Source organism: Stenotrophomonas cyclobalanopsidis (assembly GCF_008710035.1).
Classification (GTDB): Bacteria; Pseudomonadota; Gammaproteobacteria; order Xanthomonadales; family Xanthomonadaceae; genus Stenotrophomonas; species Stenotrophomonas cyclobalanopsidis.
The window spans coordinates 17,880-38,386 of record NZ_VYKI01000014.1; the positions used below are offsets into that span (position 1 = coordinate 17,880).

The following is a 20,507-nucleotide window of genomic DNA, read 5'->3' on the forward strand; positions in this document are numbered from 1 at the left end:
CCCGCCCCCGTGCGCTGCCTCTGCCCCCCCCCCCCCCCCCCCGGCCCCCCCCCCCCCCCCCCCCTCGACTCTACGCAGCCCGGAGCGCCGTACAATCACGGCATGCCCGAAATGCTCAAGACCGTTTTCCTGTCCGTCGTCGCCCTGGTCGGCGCGCTGCTCGCGCTGGCCCTGGTCAGCAGTGCCGGCGGCTGGCTGCCGTCGTTGTTCGGCCTGCACCCCGGCAGCGAAGCGCAACTGGGCTGGGACCTGGCCTTCACCGTGCTCGGCGGCATCGCCGGCATCGCCTTCGCCACGTACTACGCACCGTGCTGGCCGCGTGCGCATGGCACCTCGATCTGGACCCTGCTGGCACTCGGCAGCGGCTACGGCCTGTGGGTGATGGGCGGCGATTTCCCGCGCTGGTTCGCCATCGCGCTGCTGGTGTCGCTGCCGGTGCAGCTGCTCGGTGGCTGGTGGTTCGGGCGTCGTCCGTCACGCAGCGCAACACAGGCTTAATGATTCCCCCTAGGCTCGGTGCCCGCCGGGCATTGCCGGTCCGGTCTATATCCTAACGGCCAAGCCGTTCGACTTCCCCGAGCCCTGCGTCGCCGGGCGTGGCCCGGCGCTACCGGTTACCGGTCGGCAACACCTGCCGCAACATTTCCATCCCGCGCCACGGGTCTTCCTTCAGGCGCTTCGCGCGCGCCAGGGCCTTGTCCATCGGGAACGCATCGGCGGCGCTCACTCTCGCCAGCTCCTCCCAGCGCAGCGGCACCGCCACGCCCGCGCTCTCCCGCGCGCGCAGCGACCACGAACACACGCTGGTGGCGCCGCGCGCATTGCGCAGCCAGTCGATGAAGATCACGCCCTCGCGCTTGGCCTTGCTCATCGTCGCCACGTAGCGATCGGGCTGCTCCAGCGCCATCGCCTGGGCGAAGGCTTCGCAGAACGCCTTGACCTGTTCCCAGTCGGCCTTCGGCTGCAGCGGCACCACCACGTGCACCCCCTTGCCGCCGGACAGCCGCACGAAGCTCTGCAGGCCGACCTGCAGCAGGCGGTCGCGCACGTCGCGCGCACCCGCTTTCACCGTGGCCCAGCTCACACCTTCGCCGGGGTCCAAGTCGAATACCAGCCGGTCCGGATGCTCGGGATCCTCGACCGTGGCGCCCCACGGGTGAAGCTCCAGGGCATTCATCTGCACCAGCTGCAGCAGGCCGCGCGCATCATCGATGTAGACGTAGTCCTCGCGGCCGCTCTTCTGCTGCAGCGGCACCGCATGCACGGCGTCGCCCAGACCGGGGCCATGATGCTTCTGGAAGAAGCAGGCCTTGCCGACGCCATCCGGGCAGCGCAGCAGTGACAGCGGGCGGCCGGCGATCTCCGGCAGGATCCAGCGCGCCATCTGCCGGTAGTAGTCGGCCACGTCGCCCTTGCTGAGCTTGCGCTGCGGGTACACCACGCGTTCCGGATGGCTGATGGCCACCGATACATCATCGCGGCCTGCTGCCGGTGCAATGGCCAGGTCCTGTGTCTTCTTGTCGCTGCGCAGGCGCTTGAAGCTGGCCTGGCGCAGCAGCCCTTCCTTGCCCCAGCCACGGAAAGCCACCTCGGCCACCACCACCGGTTTCACCCAGCGCACGCTGGCCGCGCGGAAGGGAACATGCGCCGGCAGCTCCAGCACCGCTTTCTTCACCGCCAGCGGCGCCAGCGCGCTGCTCAGCGCGTTCAACGCCGCATCGTCGAAGCCGGTGCCAACCCGACCGACATAGCGCAGGCCGCCGGCGTCGGGTGTGGCCAGCAGCAGCGAACCGAAGCCGACCCGGCTGCCCTTGGGCGCGGTGTGGCCGATGATGACGAACTCGTCGGTGTCCTCATGCTTCACCTTCACCCAGCTGCGCGCGCGGGCGTTCACGTAGGGCGCATCGACCTGCTTGCTGACGATGCCTTCAAAGCCGGCCTCGCCGCTGGCGGCGAACACCGCAGGGCCATGGTCGAGCACGTGCTCGCTGTAGGCCAGCGTGCCCGGCTCCGGTCCGATCAGGTCCTTCAGCAAGGCCTTGCGTTGCAGCAGCGGCGCGCGGCTGATGTCCACGCCAGCCACGCCGGGCAGATCGAACACGATGTAGCGCAGCGGCTGTTTCGAGCTGCCATCAATGACACGCTGCAGGGCCGCGAAGTCGCTGCGTCCCTGCGTGTCGAGCACGACCAGCTCGCCGTCCAGGCGCGCATCGCGCACCGGCAGCGCGCGCACGGCCTGGGCGACTTCGGGGAAGTCGTCGGTCCAGTCCAGGCCATTGCGCGAGCGCAGTTTCAGCTCGCCCTCGTGCAGGTCGGCCAGCAGGCGGTAGCCGTCCCACTTGATCTCATGCAGCCAGCGTTCGCCATCGGGTGCGGTGTCGCGATGATCAGTCAGCTGCGGCTTGAAGCCGCGCGGATACGGATGGTCACGTGCACCGGCCAGTTTCAGCGCGCGCGTGTGCCAGCGTGCGTCTGCCTTGCGGGGTGCCGCGTGCGTTGCCTTCTTCGCCTTCTTTGCTGCGGCCCTGGGTGCAGGCATGGCGCTCTCCACAAGATCATCGGCCTCGGCGTCGCGCGCGTCGGCATCGTCACGCTTGATCAGCAGCCACTGCACCTGTCGCCCTTTCATGGCCGTGCGCACCAGCTTCCAGCCGCCACTCAAGCGCTGCCCGTGCAGTGCGAAGTCGATCTTGCCCTCGGCCAGCGCCTGCAGCGGGTCGCCTTCGCAGGCCCAGCTGCCATGGTCGAACACCTGCACGTGGCCGGCGCCGTAATGGCCTTCGGGAATGTCCCCTTCGAAGCCGGCATAGGACAGTGGATGGTCCTCCACTTCCACCGCCAGGCGCTTTTCGCCGGCCCGCAATGACGGCCCCTTCGGCACTGCCCAGCTCTTCAGCACGCCATCCATTTCCAGGCGGAAATCGTAGTGCCGCGAGCTGGCGTGGTGCAGCTGGATGACAAACTGCGGGCGTCGCTTCGGATTGCCTGCGGCTGGGCCATCATCCGGCTCTGGCGTCTGCCCGCTGCCACCGCCAAGACGGCGCTTGCGGCGGTACTGGTGCAGCGACATGGCTCAGCCTGCCTTGCGGCGCGGTGCGGCCTTCTTCGTCGCCTTGGCGGCCTTGCCGGCGGTCTTCTTCGTCGCCTTCTTCGCAGCCTTCTTCGCCGGTGCCTTGCGCGCCGTGGTCTTCTTCGCCGGCGTGCGCTTGTTGGCCTCCAGGCTCTTCTGCAGCAGCGCCATGAAATCCACCACGTTGGTGCTGGCATCCTCGCGCGCCACCGGCTCCTCTTCCACCTGGGTGGTGCCGCCCTTGGCCTTGATGCGCTTGTTCAACACCTGCTGCAGGCGCTCGCGGAATTCATCGTGGTATTGCGTGGGATCCCAGTCACCGGCCATCGATTCGATCAACTGTTCGGCCATCGCGGTCTCCTTGCTGGTGATCCTGTAATCGGAAAGACTGCCGGTAGGCAGCTTGTAATCCTCCGGATCGACCAGTTCCTGCGGGTAGCGCAGGATCATCAACACCAGCGCGTCTTCATTAGGCATCACTGCACACAGATACTCGCGCGTGCGCACGACTACCCGGGCGATACCCACTTTGCGTGTGCTGCGCAGCGTCTCGCGCAACAGCACGTAACCTTTCTCGGCCTTTTTTCCCGGCACCAGCAGGTAGGGTTTTTCGAAGTAGCGGGGATCGATCTGCGCGGCGTCGACGAACGACTCCACCTCCACCGTTTCATGGCTCTCCGGCGCGGCCGAGCGGATGTCACCTTCTTCCAGCACGACGTAGCTGCCCTTGTCGTACTCGAAGGCCTTGACGATGTCCTTCCACGGCACTTCCTCGCCGGTATCGGCGTTGACCCGCTCGAAGCGGATCGGCTTGCGGTCGCGCGAGTCGAGCATGCGGAACTGCAGGTCTACCTTGCGCTCGCCGGACATCAGCGACACCGGCACGTTCAGCAGGCCGAAGGAGAGGGTACCGGTCCAGATCGGGCGGGCCATGGGCGTACCTGGGCAGTCAGCATGGACGCCCAGCTTCGGTGGCCCGCCGTGAAACGACCGTGTCGGGCGTGTGGAGGCGGGATGGCCGCTACTACTGCAGCAGAGGCCTCACGGCGGTGACTGGAATGTGGTCCAGGGCGCGCCAGGCATCCTCCACCACGGGCCACGCCTGCGCCCAATCCAGGCGTGACTGCCCTCGCATCTGATCCCAATGCGCGGCCAGCTCCTCGCAGGTATCCACATCACCTCCGCGGGGCCAGTCGGCCGCATGGGTGGTCAGGGCGAAGGCGTAGACCGGGCACAGGTCGCGCCAGTTCCGCTGGCCGTGGCTGCGGCGCCCTTCGTAATCCGTCAGCATGTATTGCAGATAGTCCTGCGCCACAGCCTGCGGGTCCGGATGGCGGCGGGTTCCCCGTTTCGGGCTGCGCGTTGACAACGGGTCCAGCAGCGCGTTGAAGACGGACGGTGCGGGTCGTTCCAGGCGGGCCATGGCGGGGTCCTGCATCAGTGTCTGGGCTGGCAGGGATACGCGCCACGCTGTTATGCACTGGTGACAGAGGTGTTCATGACGCGGGGTTCGCGGTGGCTTTACCTCCACAGGAGTTAAGTGGACTTCCCGCCCAGCGAGAAATGACCGCCATGAACCGAGATACCTCCCGCGACCCGCTGCGCGAGACGACAGCGCCCGTGGCTGGCGAGCAGCGCGCCAAGCACGACAATGATGAAGCCGATTTCCGCGGCACCGGCGCCCCCTTCGTCGATGCCGGAAATCACCCGGTGCATCCCGACCCGCGTAGCCCGCAGGCCGCGCAGCAGGACGACCCGCGTCTGCCAGTGAAACGCGAGGTTGAACAGGCGGCACTGGACAGGAAGGACTGTGGCGACCGGAACCGCGGCGGCCAGGAAAGTCCGCTCAAGCGCCGCGAGCGCAAGCAGCACGCCAGTGACAACCAGGACCAGGCCTTGGAAGAGACGTTTCCGGCCAGTGACCCGACCTCACCCTTCGTACCGGCCAAGGCACCGGATTGAGGCCGCTGGCGCCAGTGCCGCCAGCGTAGCGTTGGCTCCACTGGCGCCGCCGACCAGGCGCATCAGCGCCACGACCATTGCAGGCCCACGCTGGCGCGCCGGTCCGGGCCCGGTTCGTAGAAGCGGCCGTTGCCATCGTTGACGATCACCGAGCCGATGTAGGCCTCGTCCAGCAGGTTGTCGAGCCGCGCGAAGGCACGCAGGTCACCGCCGGGCAGGGCCCAGCGGCGGCCCGCTTCCAGGTTCAGCACGGTGTAGCCGGGTGCACGCTCGGTGGCCAGGTCGTTCACCACCGTGTCGCTGCTGGCATTGGCCTCCAGCGCCCACTGCCAGTCGCCGGGCGACCACTGCAGGCGGGCGAAGGCCTGCTGCCGCGGCACGCCGGGCAGGCGGCTGCCGGCCGCCACTACCGTGTCGGGCACGCGGCAACCACTGCCGCCGCAGGTCAGGTACGGCGATCGCACCTGCGCCTGCAGCCAGGTCCAGGCCAGCTGCAGTTCCCACTGCTCGGCCAGCGGCTGCTGGTACTGCAGTTCCACGCCCTGGCGGCGGGTGCGGCCGATGTTGCGGTAGGTGCTGCGGCCATTGGTGTTGCTGGCAACGGCCAGCTCATCGTCGGTAACGGCGCGGAAAACGCTGACATCGAGCCGGGTTCCGTTCTGCGCGTGCCACTTGCTGCCGACCTCGATGTTGCGGCTGCGCGCGGCCGACAGGTCCAGCGCCAGGCCGGCCTGGCCGTCGCTGCGGTAGCCCAGCTCGTTGAAGGTGGGGGTCTCGAAGCCACGTCCGACCGCCGCGTGCAGGCGCCACTGCGGGGTGGCCTCGAAGCTGACCCCGGCCACCGGCGTGGTCGCCTGGTAACGGCGGCGGCCGCTGTCGTCGGGGTTGCTGCCGGTGATGTAGCGGTCGTCCGACTCGAAGCGCACGGCACTGTGGCGCACGCCGGCCAGCAGCGACCAGCGCGGGCTCCACTGCCACCACGCCTGGGCGAACTGGTCGACGTTCTGCACGGTGTCGATCTGGTCGCGGCGCAGGCGGCCGCGCACGCCCAGGGTGCTGCCGACGAAGTTCTCGTAGCCGGTGCGGTGCTGGCGCTGGCGGTCGGCACTGATGCCCGCCACCACGTCCAGCGGGCGCCCGGCCAGGTCGCCCTTCCAGCCCCAGCGCGCGTCCATGCCGCCATAGCCGCCGTCCAGGTCGATCACGCCGCCGGCATGCAGCGGGTTGGCCTGCGCGGTGGGCGGGATCGGCAGGAACTGGGTCACCGCGCGCTGCCCGGCGTAGCCCATCAGCTGCCAGCGCTGGGCGCCGCTTTCGCGGGTCCAGCGCAGGCCGGCCTGCTGCTGGCGCACCGATTTGCGGGTGTTGTACTGCTCGGCCACGGCCGTGGCCTGGCGCGGGTTGGCCGCCACCTGCGCGCGGGTCAGGCCCAGCGGGTCCTGCGCATCGGGGGCATCCAGCGCGTTGAGCAGCAGCTCCAGGCGGCCGCCGCCGACTTCAGCGCCCAGCCGTGCGTTGAACGACTCACGCCGCGCCTCGCTGTGGTCGCGCCAGCCATCGGTGTGGAAGTGGTTGGCGGCGATGTTGTAGTCGATCACCGGGCCGGCACCGCGCAGCTGCGCGCCAACGCTGACGGTATTGTCGGCACCGGCGTTCACCCGCAGCCGCCACGGATCGCCGGCCTGGCCCTGCGCGCTCCACACCTGCAGCACGCCGCCGGAGGAGTTGCCGTACAGGGCGGAGAACGGGCCGCGCAGCACCTCGATGCGCTCGGCACCGAGCAGGCTGGCGTGCGACAGCTGGCCCTGGCCATCGGGCATGGTGGCCGGCACGCCATCGATCAGCACGCGCACGCCGCGCACGCCGAAGGTGGAACGCGCGCCGAAGCCGCGGATCGACAGCTGGGTGTCCTGTGCATAGTTCTGGCGGTCACGCGCCAGCACCCCGGGCACCCCGGCCAGCGCCTCGGACACCTGCACCCCGGGCCCGCTGCGGTCGTCGCCCACCCACACCGTGTCCTGGCTGGCCGGCAGCGCGAACGGATCAATGCCCTGCACGCGTGCGGCCTGCACTTCCACGGTCGGCAGCTGCTGCGGGGCAGGGTCGGTGGCGTTCTGGGCCAGCACCGGCAACGGCAGCAGGGCAATGAGCAGGGGCAGGCGGCGGGGCACCGGGGAATCTTTCATCGTTCAGCTACACGCACGGCGGGGAAACAACACGCCATGGTACGGGCTGCGGCGTGACGATGGCCGCCGCGCGGGTGGCACGCTTTGTTACGATGGCATGGCTGTGGCCGACGGCCGCTGCTTCACGACCCGCGCTTCTTCTCCCCCTCAAATAGAACGAGTACTGCCGTGTCCTTCTTTGCAAACGTGGAACTGGTCCCGGGCGACCCGATCCTGGGCCTGACCGAGGCGTACAACGCCGACAGCCGCCCGACCAAGGTCAACCTGGGTGTGGGCATCTACTATGACGAGAGCGGCCGCATTCCGCTGCTTCGCGCCGTCAAGCAGATCGAGCAGCAGCTCGCCACCGAAGCCAAACCGCGTGGCTACCTGCCGATTGACGGCCTGCCTGCCTACACGCAGGCGACCCGTGAGCTGGTGTTCGGCAAGGACTCGCCGCTGCTGGCCGCCGGCCGCGTCACCACCGCACAGACCGTCGGTGGCAGCGGTGCGCTGCGCGTCGGCGCCGATGTGCTGAAGAAGCTGCTGCCGCACGCCACCATCGCCATCAGCAACCCGAGCTGGGAAAACCACCGCGCCGTGTTCGGTGCCGCCGGTTTCGACGTGGTTGAGTACACCTACTTCGACGCCGCCACCCATGGCGTCGATTTCGACGGCATGCTGGCCGACCTGCAGAAGCTGCAGCCCGGCACCGTGGTGCTGCTGCACGCCTGCTGCCACAACCCCACCGGCGCCGACCTCACCGTCAGCCAGTGGAAGCAGGTGGCCGAAGTCCTCAAGGACAAGCAGCTGTTCCCCTTCATCGACATGGCCTACCAGGGCTTCGACAAGGGCATCGAGCAGGATGGCGCCGCCGTGCGCATCATCGCCGAGGCCGGCATCGACAGCTTCATCGTTGCCAACTCTTACTCCAAGTCGTTCTCGCTGTATGGCGAACGCGTGGGTGCGCTGTCGATGGTCGCCCCGACCGCCGCTGATGCGAAGGCCGTGCAGTCGCAGGTCAAGCGCGTGATCCGCACGATCTACTCCAGCCCGTCCACCCACGGTGCCGCGCTGGTGGCCGGCGTGCTGACCAACCCGGACCTGCGTGCGATGTGGGAGCAGGAACTGACCGAGATGCGCGAGCGCATCCACGCCCTGCGCCAGGGCCTGGTCGAAAAGCTCGCCGCCGCCGGTGCGCCGCAGTTCGCCTTCATCAACGAACAGGCCGGCATGTTCTCCTACTCCGGCCTGAGCCGTGAGCAGGTCGAACGCCTGCGCGACGAGTTCGGCATCTACGCCGTCGGCACCGGCCGCATCTGCGTGGCCGCGCTGAACCAGAACAACCTGGAATACGTCGCCAAGGCCGTGGCCACCGTCGCCAAGGGCTGAGGCAACGCAGCAATGTGTTGAGACAAAGGCGCCGAAAGGCGCCTTTGTTTTGTGGTCACGGTTTCGTCGAGGGTTGCTGTAGAGCCGAGCCTACGCTCGGCTTGTGTGGAGTGACGGATGAAGATCAGCCGAGCGCGGGCTCGGCTCTACAGAGGGAGCACACCGCTTCTGCAACGTAATGCTCTTGTAAACGATTTCGCCTCAAACCAATCACGCACGCGCCGCGCACAGCAGCGACAATAGGCGTTTTCCTGCTGCCGAGACCTGCCCGCTCATGTCCCGTACTTCGTTGACCCGCTTCCTGATCCAGCAACAGCACGCCGGCCGAATCAACGCCGACCTGCGCCAGCTGATCGCCGTGGTCGCCCGCGCCTGCACCAGCATCTCCATCGCCGTCAGCAAGGGCGCCCTCGGCGGCGTACTCGGCGAAGCCGGCACCGGCAACGTGCAGGGCGAAGCGCAGAAGAAGCTGGACGTCATCAGCAACGAGATCCTGCTGGAAGCCAACGCCTGGGGCGGCCACCTCGCCGCTTGCGCATCGGAAGAGATGGACCACAGCCAGCCCGTGCCGGACATCTACCCGCGCGGTGACTTCCTGCTGCTGTTCGATCCCCTCGATGGCAGCTCCAACATCGACGTCAACGTCTCCGTCGGCACCATCTTCTCGGTGCTGCGCTGCCCGACCAACGTCGAATTGCCGGGCGATGAAGCCTTCCTGCAGCCGGGCAGCAAGCAGATTGCCGCCGGCTACTGCATCTACGGGCCCAGCACCCAGCTGGTGCTCAGCGTCGGCCACGGCACGCATGCCTTCACCCTGGACCGCGAGACCGGCGAGTTCGTGCTGACCACCGAAAACATGCAGATTCCGGCAGCCACCCAGGAATTCGCCATCAACATGTCCAACCAGCGCCACTGGGAAGCACCGATGCAGGGCTACGTGCAGGACCTGCTGGCCGGCAAGGAAGGCGCGCGCGGCAAGAACTTCAACATGCGCTGGATCGCCAGCATGGTCGCCGACGTGCATCGCATCCTCACCCGCGGCGGCATCTTCATCTACCCGTGTGACAAGAAAGAGCCGGACAGGGCCGGCAAGCTGCGCCTGATGTACGAAGCCAACCCGATGGGCCTGCTGGTTGAACAGGCCGGCGGCGCCGCATCCACCGGTCGCGAGCGCATCCTCGACATGCAGCCCAACCACCTGCACCAGCGCGTGCCGGTGTTCCTCGGCTCGCGCGAGGAAGTGGCCGAAGCGGTGCGTTATCACCAGGAGCATGACGCGAAGACCGCTTGATGGCGGCCATCCCTACAGCGGTCATGGCAGTGCGATGACATGACCGCGGGGTGACAGCAGCGGCGGCAAACGGCACCATCAAGCCCTTGCCGCCGAAGGATTGCATGCATGCACGAGCCGGGCCCGGTCGATCTCATCGAAGTCATCCACAACGCCGTCCCCAGTGACGTGTGCGCCGCCATCGTCGCCCGCATGCGCAGCAGCCAGGGCCTGAAACCCGGTGCGGTAGGCAGTGGTGTGTTCCCCGAACTCAAGCACAGCAAGGATCTGCGCATCAGCGGCCTGGATGCGTGGCGCGACGTGGACACCCTGCTGCAACAGGCGGTTTTCGCCGGGCTGCAGACTTATCTACGCCGTTATCCACAGGCTCTGATCGCACCGTTGATGTTGCAGATCCAGGACAGCAACGGCCAGCCGCGCCGACTGTCAGCCGAGGATTTCCCCGACATGGCGCCGGAGCAGCTGGCGGAGCTGGCCCGCACCTGTCTGCGCCCAGGTGCGATCAACCTGCAGTGGTACGCGGCGGGCGAGGGCGGTTACCCGTACTGGCACTGCGAGCTGTACCCGAAGGATGCGCAGGCGGAAACGCTGCACCGGCATGTACTGTGGACGCTGTACCTCAACGACGATTTCGAGGAAGGCGAGACCGAGTTCCTGTTCCAGGGGCGCAAGATCGCACCGCGCACCGGCAGCCTGCTGATCGCGCCGACCGCGTTCACCCACACCCATCGCGGCAACCGGCCGCAGGGCGGCGACAAGTTCATCGCCACCAGCTGGATCCTCTTCCAGAGCGCGCAGAAGCTGTTTGGCGGGTAACGCCGTTTGTAGAGTCGAGCCATGCTCGACTGCCTTGGCTCCGTAGAGTCGAGCTTGCTCGACTGCCTTGGCTCCGTAGAGTCGAGCTTGCTCGACTGAAAGCAGAAGAGCAGTCGAGCAAGCTCGACTCTACGGACATCAGAACAACGACCCCTGCGGTGATTCCTTCTGCGGCGGCAGCGGCTTCTGGAACCGGCTGCAGTCCAGCTGCGGCCAGTGGCTGTTCTGCGCGTTGAAGCCCAGCCGCTTCCGCGCCAGCTTGAAGCGGTTGTTCAACAGATCCGCATAGACGCCCTGGCCACGCATGCGCGTGCCAAACTGGCTGTCGTAGTCCTTGCCGCCACGCAGCTGCTGGATGGTGCTCATCACGTGCGCGGCACGATCAGGGTGGTGCGTGTCCAACCAGTCGCGGAACAGCGGCGCTACCTCCAGCGGCAGGCGCAGCAGCACGTAACCGGCGGTTCCGGCACCGGCGTCATGCGCGGCCTCCAGCACGGCTTCCAGTTCGCTGTCGTTGATCCACGGAATCACCGGCGCCACCATCACGCCCACCGGTATGCCTGCGTCGTGCAGGCGCTTCATCGCGCGCAGACGCGCATGCGGCGCGGAAGCGCGCGGCTCCAGCTTCGCCGACAGGTGCGGGTCCAGCGAGGTCACCGAGAAGTGCACGCTCACCAGGTTCTCTGCCGCCAGCGGTGCCAGCAGATCGATATCGCGCTCCACCAGCGCGTTCTTGGTGATCAGCGAGAACGGATGCTTCGTCTCCAGCATCACTTCGATCAGCTGGCGGGTGAGTTTCAGCTTGCGCTCGATCGGCTGGTAGGCATCGGTGTTGATGCCCAGTGCGATCGGCTGCGGCACGTAGCCCGGCTTTGACAGTTCCTTGCGCAGCAGCTGCGGCGCATTGGTCTTGGCAAACAGCTTGGTTTCGAAATCCAGGCCCGGCGACAGGTTCAGATAGGCGTGCGAGGGGCGGGCGAAGCAGTATGAGCAGCCGTGCTCGCAGCCGCGATACGGGTTCACCGACTGGCTGAAACCCACGTCCGGGGAATTGTTGCGGCTGATGATGCTGCGCGCGGTCTCGGCGCGCACCTCGGTGCGCAGGCGCGGGGCGAGGAATTCTTCGCTATGGTCGATGGCCCAGCCGTCATCGACCGCTTCGCTCACCGTGCTTTCGAAGCGGCCAGCCAGGTGGGAGGTGGAACCCCGGCCCTTGATGGCGGCCTGGGCGTTGCGAGGGTGGGATTGCATGGCGCCCTCCGGCCGTTTCAGAGGCATTAGTATTATTGCTAACCACAGGCGACGCAAGCGGCCAGGATTCACGTAGCTGTAGGCGTTGGGGCGGATCCGACGGCACGTTGACCCCAGTGTTATCCACAGGCTTCACGTGGTCGCGCAGGCGCCATCGCCGCAGCAGGCCGGAAGCATGGGCCACGGACGTCTCAGCAGCTGCGATGGGCAGCGGTGGCTGCCGGGCAATGCCCGGCGTCAGCCGTTACAGCAGGGCCAGGTAGCCCCTCACGGTGGCGTCGAGGCCGTCATACAGGGCCTCACCGATCAGGGCGTGGCCGATCGACACCTCCAGCACCTCCGGCACCGCGGCCAGGAAGTCACGCAGGTTGTCCTGCGAAAGGTCATGGCCGGCATTCACACCGAGGCCGACGGCCTGGGCGCGGCGCGCGGCGGTGGCGAACAGATCCAGCATCGCGGCGGCATCACCGGCCGCGTGCGCTTCGGCATACGGTCCGGTGTACAGCTCGATGCGGTCGGCGCCGACTTCCGCGGCCTGTTCCAGCAGCGGGTTGCCCGCGTCCACGAACAGGCTGACGCGGCAGCCCATCGCCTTCAGTTCGGCCACCAGCGGGCGCAGGCGCTCCCCATCGCGCTCGAAATCGAAGCCATGGTCCGAGGTGATCTGGCCATCGCCATCGGGCACCAGGGTGGCCTGCGCCGGGCGGGTCTGCGCGCACAGCGGCAGCAGGCCCGGATAGCCCTCGCGCGGCGGTGCGAACGGGTTGCCTTCGATGTTGAACTCGACGCCGCGGGCGCGGGTCAGGGTCGACAGCGCCAGCACATCCTCGGCGGTGATGTGGCGACGGTCCGGCCTGGGATGCACGGTGATGCCGTGGGCGCCGGCGTCCAGGCAGGCCTGGGCCGCACGCACGACATCGGGTTCGGCACCGCCGCGCGAGTTGCGCAGGACGGCGATCTTGTTGACGTTGACGCTGAGCTGGGTCATGGAACGGAACTACGGTGCGGAAGAGGGTGGGGGCGTGCCGTCATGCGCGCGGGCCTGCTCACGCAGGCGGCGCAGCTCCTCGGCATCGACCAGGGTGGACGGGTCACGCTGCAGGTCACCAAAGCGGGCGACGTGGCGGCCACGCACCCATGCCAGCAGGAAGCCGAGGGCGGCCAGCAGGGCCAGCGACATCAGGCCCATGTTCGGGGTCTTCAGCGCGAAGGCGAAGCAGCCCAGCGCCAGCAGCAGGTACAGCCAGTACATGTTCCAATCCTCCCCGGGGCATCGACCGCAGTGTAGCGCTGCGTCAGAGCAGCGGCGAGGCCAGGCGGGCGAAGGCTTCTGGCAGGCGGTGCAGCCACAGCGAGCGGCCGGCCTGGTCATGCACGCGGGTGGCGCTGTCGAACTCGGCCTGCAGCAGCGTGGCCAGTTCCGCCACACGGTCGCGGTCGCTGATCATCATCGACAGCTCGAAGTTCAGCCGGAAGCTGCGGTGGTCGAAGTTGGCGCTGCCGACGATGCAGACATCGTCGTCGGCGATGAAGGCTTTCGTGTGCAGCATGCGCGGGCCGTACTCGTAGATCTTCACCCCGGCATGCAGGAGTTCGTCGAAGTAGGAACGTGCGGCCTGGGTGACGAACCAGGAGTCGCTCATCTTCGGCACCAGCAGGCGCACGTCCAGGCCGCCCAGCGCCGCCGAGGTCAGGGCCATGCGCGCGGCCTCACCGGGCACGAAGTAGGGGGTCACCAGCCAGACCCGCTCATTGGCTTCGTGGATCGCCGTCACGTGCAGGCGGTGGATGGTTTCCCAGCCCGAGTCCGGGCCGGACACCAGCACCTGCGCATCAATGCTGCCATCGCCACGCAGCGGCATGTCTGCCGGCCACAGGCGGGCGATATCGAAGCGCGACGGCTCCTGGCCGCTGGCGTAGAGCCAGTCTTCGGCGAACACCAGCTGCAGGCTGCGCACCACGTGGCCGCGCAGGCGCATGTGCAGGTCGCGGTAGGCGTTGGGGTTGCGGCTCTCGTCTTCTTCGTCGGTGATGTTGATGCCGCCGGTGAAGGCCAGATGGCCGTCGATGATGACCAGCTTGCGATGCGTGCGCAGGTTCAACCACGGGCGCTTGAAGGGTTTCAGCAGTTGCCGCGGGTGGAACCAGATGGCTTCGCCGCCGGCTTCGAGCAGCGGCCGCAGGAAGCGCGCCGGCAACGACGAGGAGCCCACCGCGTCGAGCAGCAGGCGCACCTGCACGCCTGCACGCGCGCGCTCGACCAGGGCATCGCGCAGGGCGGTGCCGGCGTGGTCGGGATTGAAGATGTAGTACTCCAGGTGCACGTGATCGCGCGCCTGGCCGATGGCCTCGATGAGCGCGGCATAGGTGGTCGCGCCGTCCACCAGCCAAGTCACTTCGGTGGCGCTGCTGGGCGCCAGGCCGGTCGTAGCCTGGGCGACCTTGGCCAGCTCGGTGCAGCCGGCATCGGGCGGGCAGACATCGCTGTAGTGCTCCATGCCCGAGCGCGCGCGACCACGGCGCAGGCGCTGGCGCTTCACCTTCTGCGGGCCCAGCAGGTAGTAGATGAAAAGCCCGAGGTAGGGCAGCAGCGCCAGCGACAGGATCCAGCTGAGCGTGGCCACCGGCTCGCGCTTCTGCAGCATGATCCAGCCGGTCAGGGCGAGGAGGTAAAGCAGATACGCCACCGCCAGGATCGTTCCCAGGTGGGCAATGCCATCGAGCCAGAGGCGCAGCGAATCGAAGAGGGCGAGCATGCGCCGATCATAGCGGGCGCGGGGGTGGTTGGGGTCGGACCCCTTGCCGCAGGGAAGAGCTCTGACCCCAGCGCGCAAAAAAAGACGCCCCTGTCTCCAGGGGCGTCTGCAGTCGCGTCATGACTGTTGTGCTGCGGTCGTACGTATTACTGCTGCACGAAGCCGATCTTCTTCATCTGAGCATTCTTCGCGGCGGCCAGAACCTTGGCCATCACGTCGTACTCGGAATCCGGGCTTGCGTCGATGCGCAGCTCAGGCTGGTTGGTCGGGTCACGCTGGACCTCCTGCTCCATCCGCTGCTGCAGCTCGCTGGTATTGATCGGGCTGTTGTTCCACGAGACCTGGTTGCTGGCGTCGATCTTGAGCTCGATCGGCGGCGGCGGTTCGACCAGCTGCGGCGGTGGGTTGAGCACGCGCTGCGGCAGGTCCACGGCGATCGGGTACGTCATGATCGGCGCGGTCACGATGAAGATGATCAGCAGAACCAGCATCACGTCCACGAGGGGCGTGACGTTGATGTCGGCCATGGGGCCCTTGCCACCACCACTACTGAATGCCATGGCTTATTGCCCCTTCTCTTTGGTCGCGACGAAGCCGACGTCCAGCATGCCCTGCTCCTGCGCGACCTTGGTCAGGTCGTTGATGACGCGCATCTTGGTGGTGCGGTCACCACGCAGGTTCAGCGGCGGCTGCGGGGTCTGCTGGGCGGCGGTCGCCAAGCGCGACTCGAGAGTCTGCTTGTTGATTTCTTCGTCGTTCCAGTAGATCGAGCCGTCTTCCTTGACTGCCAGGGTGATCGGGCCAGAACGCTTTTCAGCGTCTTCCTTCTGGACCAGGTTGGCCTCCGGCAGATCCACCTTGACCTTGTGGGACATCAGGGGCGCCGTGATGATGAAGATGATCAGCAGCACCAGCATCACGTCCACGAGGGGCGTCACGTTGATGTCGGCCATGGGGCCGCCGCTGTTACCACTACTGAAAGCCATAACGGGCTCCGTCTAGATCTTGGTGACTACGTCGTTCGTCGCAGGGTCACGCGCCGCAATCAGCGGACGCGCGAGCCGGTGGCGAAGAAGTCGTGCAGGTCGTGCGCGAAGGTATCGAACTTGCTGATGGTCGCGCTGTTGACCTTGCTGAAGAAGTTGAAGGCGAACACGGCCGGGATTGCGACGAACAGACCGATGGCGGTCATGATCAGCGCTTCACCCACCGGGCCTGCAACGGCGTCGATCGAAGCGGAGCCGGTGGCACCGATCTTGATCAGCGCGCCATAGATGCCCCACACGGTACCCAGCAGACCGACGAACGGAGCGGTTGCACCGACGGTGGCCAGCAGGGTCATGCCCGACTGCAGCTTGTTGCTTTCGCGGGTCACGGCCTGACGCAGGGCGCGGTCGACGAACTCCGAACGGCTCAGGTTCTCACCCAGACCGCCGGTGGCGCCGCCTTCAGCACGCTGGTGGTGGGCAGCCGCCTGGGCAGCGTCCAGAGCGATCTTCGAGAACGGCTCGGAAGCCGGCTGCTCTTCCATCGCACGGATGGCGTCCTGTGCGTTCGGGGTGTCCCAGAACAGGCTGACGACGCGATCGGCAGCGCTCTTCAGTCGGACCGAACGGAAGATGTTGATGACGGTCCAGTACCAGGACATGGCCGACATGACGATCAGGGTCAGCAGCACCACCCAGGAGACAGCGAAGTCACCCGGCTGGGTGGTCATCTCGTGGATCAGATGCTCGAAGCCCATCTGCGACAGGGCGTTGGACGGATTGCCCCCGGCAGCAGCGGCGATGAAAAGTTCCTGCAGCATGACGCTTACCTTTGTTGTGTGTGGTGATAAAGGGTGTAGCTAAGCTAGACAATCGAACTGGAGGAGAGGTGGCCGGCGACCACCCGCTCGCATCAGTTCAGTGCAAAGTTGACCGGGACGCGGACGCGGCCAGCAGCCTTCTTACCGCCAGATTCAGCGGCGTTGAAACGCCACTTGCGGGCAGCTTCCATCGCAGCACGGTCCAGGTCGCGGTTACGGCTGGACTTTTCCACCGTGACATTGGTGACGTTGCCCTGGGCATCGACATCAATGATCAGGATCACTTCGCCCTGGATGCCCGCGCGGAAAGCGGCCGGCGGGTAACGCGGCGGATTCATGGCCTTCGACGAGATGTCGACGCTGGCCTCGATCGAGGCGGGCGGCGACGGCGGCGACGGCGGCGACGGCGGGGTGACGATGTCGTTCGGGCGCGGCTCCGGCACGTCGACGACCGGCGCCTGCGGCGGCGGCGGGACGGGCGAGGGCTTCGGCGGCGACAGGTTCTTCACCGGCGGCGGCGGGGTGTCCTGCGGCGGCGGCGGCGGCGGCGGCGGCGGAGGCGGCGGCGGCGCGTCGACGATGGTCACCATGACGTTGCGCTCCTTCTCAGCCACGGCCTTGGGGGCCACGGCGGGGATCAGGAGCATCATGAAGGCGGCCAGATGCAGGGCGATTACAAACGCGATGCCGAAGATGCGCGGCCAGCTCAGCCCCGATTCTTCAGTTTGTTCGTACCGGTGAACGACTAGTTGTTCCGTCATGCGCCAAGAGCTCAATAGTGGGGCCGGGATCCCGGGGGCGGGATCCCTGATCAGCGGTGCATGACACCGCAGGAACCTCCAAGCTTATACCAATCCTGAGCGCCTGCGCATCAACCTTGCAGGCATTCAGGCGTTATTCCTACTTACTTCAGGTTGATGATTTTCTTGGCATCAGCCTGGTTCTTCACGCCCTTCGCCAGAGCTTCCTGGGCGGCCTTCTTGGCCTCGGGAATGCGACCTTCGGCATGCAGGACGCGTGCCAGGTTCAGGTAGGTCTCACCGTCCTTGGACAGCGGGGCGGCCTTCTGCCACGCCTCGATCGCCTGCGGCACCTGGTCGGAGTAGTAGTAGGACTGGGCCAGCGCCAGGTAGACCTGGTAGTCCGGCTTCAGGATGCCCTTCTGCAACCCTTCGTTGATGACCGCGATGACGTCCCTTTCCTTGTTCTCGGTGTTGGCGTAGATCGAGTACAGCTGCTTGTACTCGCGCTCTTCGGTGAGCTGGCCGCTGCTGCGCAGCTTGTCCATCACCGCGGCGGCCTTCGGCATCTGATCGGCCTGCATGTACATGTTGGCCAGGTTCAGCTGGGCTTTCTTGTCGTTCGGGTTCTTCGCGGCCAGGGCTTCAGCGGTCTTGACCGCTTCACCGGTCTGGCCGGCTTCGGACAGGGCAGCCATCAGCAGCTGGTTCCAGTTGTCCTTCGGCTCGGTCGCACCGGCGATGGCCTGCTGCAGCACCGGGATGGCTTCCTGGTAACGCTGCAGCTGGTACAGGGCCTGGCCCTTGGCAACCAGCTCTTCCGGCTTGTTCGACTTGGTCTCGGCGAAGTACTTGTCCAGCGTGGCCAGGCCTTCGGCGGTCTGGTCTTCCTGCAGCTGCAGCTGGCCGAGCATCAGCATCGACTGATAGTGGCCGTTGTTGTCCAGACCATTGAGCTGCAGCGCCTGCTTCAGGTAGCCGATGGCACCGGCGGTGTCGTCGCTCTGGTAGGCGGCCTGCGAAGCCAGCTGTGCGGCCAGCGACTTGTCGTAGTTGTTCGACGCGCTGTTGCCCAGGATCTCGCCTGCAATCTGCAGGGTCTCCGGGAACTTCTGGTCGTTGTAGCTGTCAATCAGCTTCTGCAGCTGCTTGCCCATCTTCGCGGACGCCTTTTCCTTCGGCTCCTCACGAGTGGCATTCGGGTACAGGACTTCGGCCTTGGCCTGCTGCTTGCCGCCGCGGTTGCCGCGCTCGGACGAACGCGAGGACTGCGCGAAGGCATCGGTGACCACGGCGCCGGTCAGGGCGGTCGCGATGAGGACGGAAAGCACAGCTTTGTGGTTGCGGAAAATCATCGTTCACCTCGATCGAACCGCCGTCAGCGGCAAAGTCGGACTGTCAGAAAAATCTGAGCCGCCAAACGTATCAGAAACAGATGGCGTGAGAAATCGTTTTATGTGCTGCAATACAGCATGAATCTGCGCACTCAACCACACTTTGGCCTGCGTCCAGCGGCCTGGGCCTGCTGGTAAGCGGGTGCGAGCGACGGCGCATCGCGCTGCAGTTCGCGGATGCGATTGGCCGGATCGGGGTGGGTAGACAGCCATTGCGGGCTGCGTCCGCCACTGGCGGCCATCATGTTCTGCCACAGATCAACCGCCTGCGCTGGGTTGAAACCGGCATCGGCCATCAGCCGCTGGCCGATCACATCGGCCTCCGATTCCTGGGTACGTGAGCCGGGCAAGAGGAACGCAGTCTGGGCAGCGGTACCGCCCAGTTGGTTGACCGTACTGGCCGCGCCTTCGCCGTAGGCAGCACCCGCCAACGCACCCAGCACGGACAGGCCCGTCTGCGCGCCCATCTGCCGCGTGATGCGCTCTTCGTGGTGACGGGCGATGACGTGGCCGATCTCATGGCCGATGACCGCCGCCAGCTGATCCTGGTTCTTGGCAACAGTGAAGATGCCGGTGTTCACGCCCACCTTGCCGCCGGGCAGGGCGAAGGCATTGGGTTCCTTGTCGACGAACACGGCGGTTTCCCAGCGTACGCCCCGGTACTGTGGCGGCAGCTGCGCAACCAGCGCATTGACCACGCACTGCACGTAGGCGTTCTGGCGGCCGTCGGTGCTGATCTTTTCCTTCTGTTTGGTTTCCGCGAACGCCTGTGCGCCCAGCTGATCCAGCTGGGCCTGCGACACGCCACCGACCATCTGCCGGCGGCCGGTGGGTGAGGTGGTGGTCGCGCAGGCACCGACCAGCACGGTGATGAGCAGGGCAAGCAGCAGTGATTTCATGGAATCCCCCGTGTTCATGCAGGCAGTGTGGACCGGGCCCGCTTAATTTTTCGTCAACCGGCCACGGCCTTACATTGACCCGAAGAACACCAGCGCGGCCAGTGCCACGGCGTTGTTCAGGCCGTGCGCGATGATCGCCGCCCACAGCGTCCCGGTGCGCCGGTAGAGCCAGCAGAACGCGGCGCCCATGCCGCCGTAGACCAGCCACAGCTGGGCGATTTCGGCTGGCCCGTTGGCGCTGGTGCCGGGGATCTCATGGATCAGGGCGAAGGCCAGGCTGCTCAGCAGCACGCCCAGCCAGGGCCGGCCAGCCTGCCACAGGCGCCCGAACAGCACGCGGCGGAACAGCAGTTCCTCGTAGGCCGGCGCCAGCACCACCGCAAACAGCACCAGGAACAGCGGGAACCGCTCGATGGCGTGCTGCATCAGCGCCAGGTTGGTCGGCACCGGTTCCACGCCGAGTTGCTTGGCCAGGAAGGCGATGCCATTGCTGCCGATCACGATCAGCGTGGCCACCAGCAGGGTCCAGCCCCAGGTGGACGGGCGCCGGAGCGCCTGCGCCGAGGCCTGCCGTTCGGCGGCATTGGCCGGCCGCCGCAGGAAGTACAGCAGCAGCGCCGCGCCACCGGTCGACACCAGGGCCATCAGCACCTGCGCCAGGGCACCAGGCGTGCCCAGCGCTTCGGTCACGCTGGACGGGTCGATGCCCGCGCCGTTGTTCTTCGCGCTGGCGTAGCCGACCTGGATGCCGCGATACAGGCCCCACGCCAGGCCAGCGACCAGGCTGAGGATGAACAGCGTGGCGGCGCCGATGCCCAGATCGATGAAGAAGCCTGCCACGGGCGAACCGCGGCGCGGCGCAGCCGAGGCTGGCGGAACGGGCGGCGGGGCGGGTACCGGGACGGAAGCGGACATCGATTACCTGCGATCAGAGGGCAAGGGCCGGCGCGCATCCCCGCGCACC

20 protein-coding genes are annotated in these 20,507 nt (G+C 66.8%); 5 read left to right on the plus strand and 15 right to left on the minus strand.

Annotated features, from left to right (window positions below; translation table 11 throughout):
* The first annotated feature begins 102 nt into the window (after nt 1-102).
* Nucleotides 103-498, plus strand: coding sequence for a hypothetical protein (locus FJU31_RS11985; RefSeq protein WP_150454949.1), 396 nt, complete (start codon nt 103-105; stop codon nt 496-498).
* Nucleotides 499-607: 109 nt separating this feature from the next.
* On the opposite strand, the gene ligD is transcribed toward FJU31_RS11985, so the two are convergent.
* The 3 genes from ligD to FJU31_RS12000 form a co-directional block, all read right to left on the minus strand.
* Nucleotides 608-3,070 (minus strand): DNA ligase D, encoded by a 2,463-nt coding sequence (ligD, locus tag FJU31_RS11990; RefSeq protein ID WP_150454950.1) that lies wholly within the window; start codon nt 3,068-3,070, stop codon nt 608-610.
* Nucleotides 3,071-3,073: 3 nt separating this feature from the next.
* The gene (gene ku / locus FJU31_RS11995) at nt 3,074-4,003 is read right to left on the minus strand and encodes a non-homologous end joining protein Ku (RefSeq protein ID WP_150454951.1); all 930 of its coding nucleotides are present in this window, start codon (nt 4,001-4,003) and stop codon (nt 3,074-3,076) included.
* 91 nt (nt 4,004-4,094) lie between these two features.
* Nucleotides 4,095-4,493: a hypothetical protein gene (locus FJU31_RS12000; protein ID WP_150454952.1), complete on the minus strand. Its 399-nt coding sequence runs from the start codon at nt 4,491-4,493 to the stop codon at nt 4,095-4,097.
* A gap of 149 nt (nt 4,494-4,642) precedes the next feature.
* Between FJU31_RS12000 and FJU31_RS12005 the strand changes: the two genes are divergently transcribed.
* On the plus strand, nt 4,643-5,032 hold the full coding sequence (locus tag FJU31_RS12005) for a hypothetical protein (protein WP_150454953.1): 390 nt from the start codon (nt 4,643-4,645) through the stop codon (nt 5,030-5,032).
* A 62-nt stretch (nt 5,033-5,094) separates the two neighbouring features.
* Here the strand turns inward: FJU31_RS12005 and FJU31_RS12010 are convergent, their stop codons facing one another.
* The gene (locus FJU31_RS12010) at nt 5,095-7,218 is read right to left on the minus strand and encodes a TonB-dependent receptor family protein (RefSeq protein ID WP_150454954.1); all 2,124 of its coding nucleotides are present in this window, start codon (nt 7,216-7,218) and stop codon (nt 5,095-5,097) included.
* Between the two features lie 168 nt (nt 7,219-7,386).
* Between FJU31_RS12010 and FJU31_RS12015 the strand changes: the two genes are divergently transcribed.
* The 3 genes from FJU31_RS12015 (at nt 7,387) to FJU31_RS12025 (ending at nt 10,696) form a co-directional block, all read left to right on the plus strand.
* A complete protein-coding gene (locus FJU31_RS12015; RefSeq protein ID WP_150454955.1) occupies nt 7,387-8,589 on the plus strand; it encodes an amino acid aminotransferase in 1,203 nt (400 codons plus the stop codon).
* Nucleotides 8,590-8,863: 274 nt separating this feature from the next.
* On the plus strand, nt 8,864-9,880 hold the full coding sequence (locus FJU31_RS12020; protein ID WP_150454956.1) for a class 1 fructose-bisphosphatase: 1,017 nt from the start codon (nt 8,864-8,866) through the stop codon (nt 9,878-9,880).
* A 108-nt stretch (nt 9,881-9,988) separates the two neighbouring features.
* Complete coding sequence (locus FJU31_RS12025) at nt 9,989-10,696, plus strand: 2OG-Fe(II) oxygenase (RefSeq protein WP_150454957.1); 708 nt, start codon at nt 9,989-9,991, stop codon at nt 10,694-10,696.
* Between the two features lie 138 nt (nt 10,697-10,834).
* Here the strand turns inward: FJU31_RS12025 and FJU31_RS12030 are convergent, their stop codons facing one another.
* From FJU31_RS12030 to FJU31_RS12080, 11 genes are all read right to left on the minus strand, one after another.
* On the minus strand, nt 10,835-11,947 hold the full coding sequence (locus FJU31_RS12030; RefSeq protein ID WP_150454958.1) for a PA0069 family radical SAM protein: 1,113 nt from the start codon (nt 11,945-11,947) through the stop codon (nt 10,835-10,837).
* A gap of 244 nt (nt 11,948-12,191) precedes the next feature.
* A complete protein-coding gene (locus FJU31_RS12035; RefSeq protein WP_150454959.1) occupies nt 12,192-12,935 on the minus strand; it encodes a pyridoxine 5'-phosphate synthase in 744 nt (247 codons plus the stop codon).
* 9 nt (nt 12,936-12,944) lie between these two features.
* The gene (locus FJU31_RS12040; RefSeq protein ID WP_150454960.1) at nt 12,945-13,199 is read right to left on the minus strand and encodes a hypothetical protein; all 255 of its coding nucleotides are present in this window, start codon (nt 13,197-13,199) and stop codon (nt 12,945-12,947) included.
* A gap of 43 nt (nt 13,200-13,242) precedes the next feature.
* Nucleotides 13,243-14,703 (minus strand): cardiolipin synthase, encoded by a 1,461-nt coding sequence (gene cls, locus FJU31_RS12045; RefSeq protein ID WP_150454961.1) that lies wholly within the window; start codon nt 14,701-14,703, stop codon nt 13,243-13,245.
* A 146-nt stretch (nt 14,704-14,849) separates the two neighbouring features.
* The gene (locus FJU31_RS12050) at nt 14,850-15,263 is read right to left on the minus strand and encodes an ExbD/TolR family protein (protein WP_005411740.1); all 414 of its coding nucleotides are present in this window, start codon (nt 15,261-15,263) and stop codon (nt 14,850-14,852) included.
* A gap of 3 nt (nt 15,264-15,266) precedes the next feature.
* Entirely contained in the window at nt 15,267-15,689 is a 423-nt protein-coding gene (locus tag FJU31_RS12055; protein ID WP_150454962.1) for an ExbD/TolR family protein, read from the minus strand.
* 59 nt (nt 15,690-15,748) lie between these two features.
* Nucleotides 15,749-16,510 (minus strand): TonB-system energizer ExbB, encoded by a 762-nt coding sequence (gene exbB, locus FJU31_RS12060; RefSeq protein ID WP_079224460.1) that lies wholly within the window; start codon nt 16,508-16,510, stop codon nt 15,749-15,751.
* A gap of 92 nt (nt 16,511-16,602) precedes the next feature.
* Nucleotides 16,603-17,271: an energy transducer TonB gene (locus tag FJU31_RS12065; RefSeq protein ID WP_150455009.1), complete on the minus strand. Its 669-nt coding sequence runs from the start codon at nt 17,269-17,271 to the stop codon at nt 16,603-16,605.
* 143 nt (nt 17,272-17,414) lie between these two features.
* Nucleotides 17,415-18,605, minus strand: a complete 1,191-nt coding sequence (locus FJU31_RS12070) for a tetratricopeptide repeat protein (RefSeq protein WP_150454963.1) — start codon at nt 18,603-18,605, stop codon at nt 17,415-17,417.
* Nucleotides 18,606-18,736: 131 nt separating this feature from the next.
* Nucleotides 18,737-19,543, minus strand: coding sequence for a M48 family metallopeptidase (locus tag FJU31_RS12075; RefSeq protein WP_150454964.1), 807 nt, complete (start codon nt 19,541-19,543; stop codon nt 18,737-18,739).
* A 69-nt stretch (nt 19,544-19,612) separates the two neighbouring features.
* On the minus strand, nt 19,613-20,458 hold the full coding sequence (locus FJU31_RS12080) for a CPBP family intramembrane glutamic endopeptidase (RefSeq protein WP_150454965.1): 846 nt from the start codon (nt 20,456-20,458) through the stop codon (nt 19,613-19,615).
* Between the last annotated feature and the right edge of the window lie 49 nt (nt 20,459-20,507).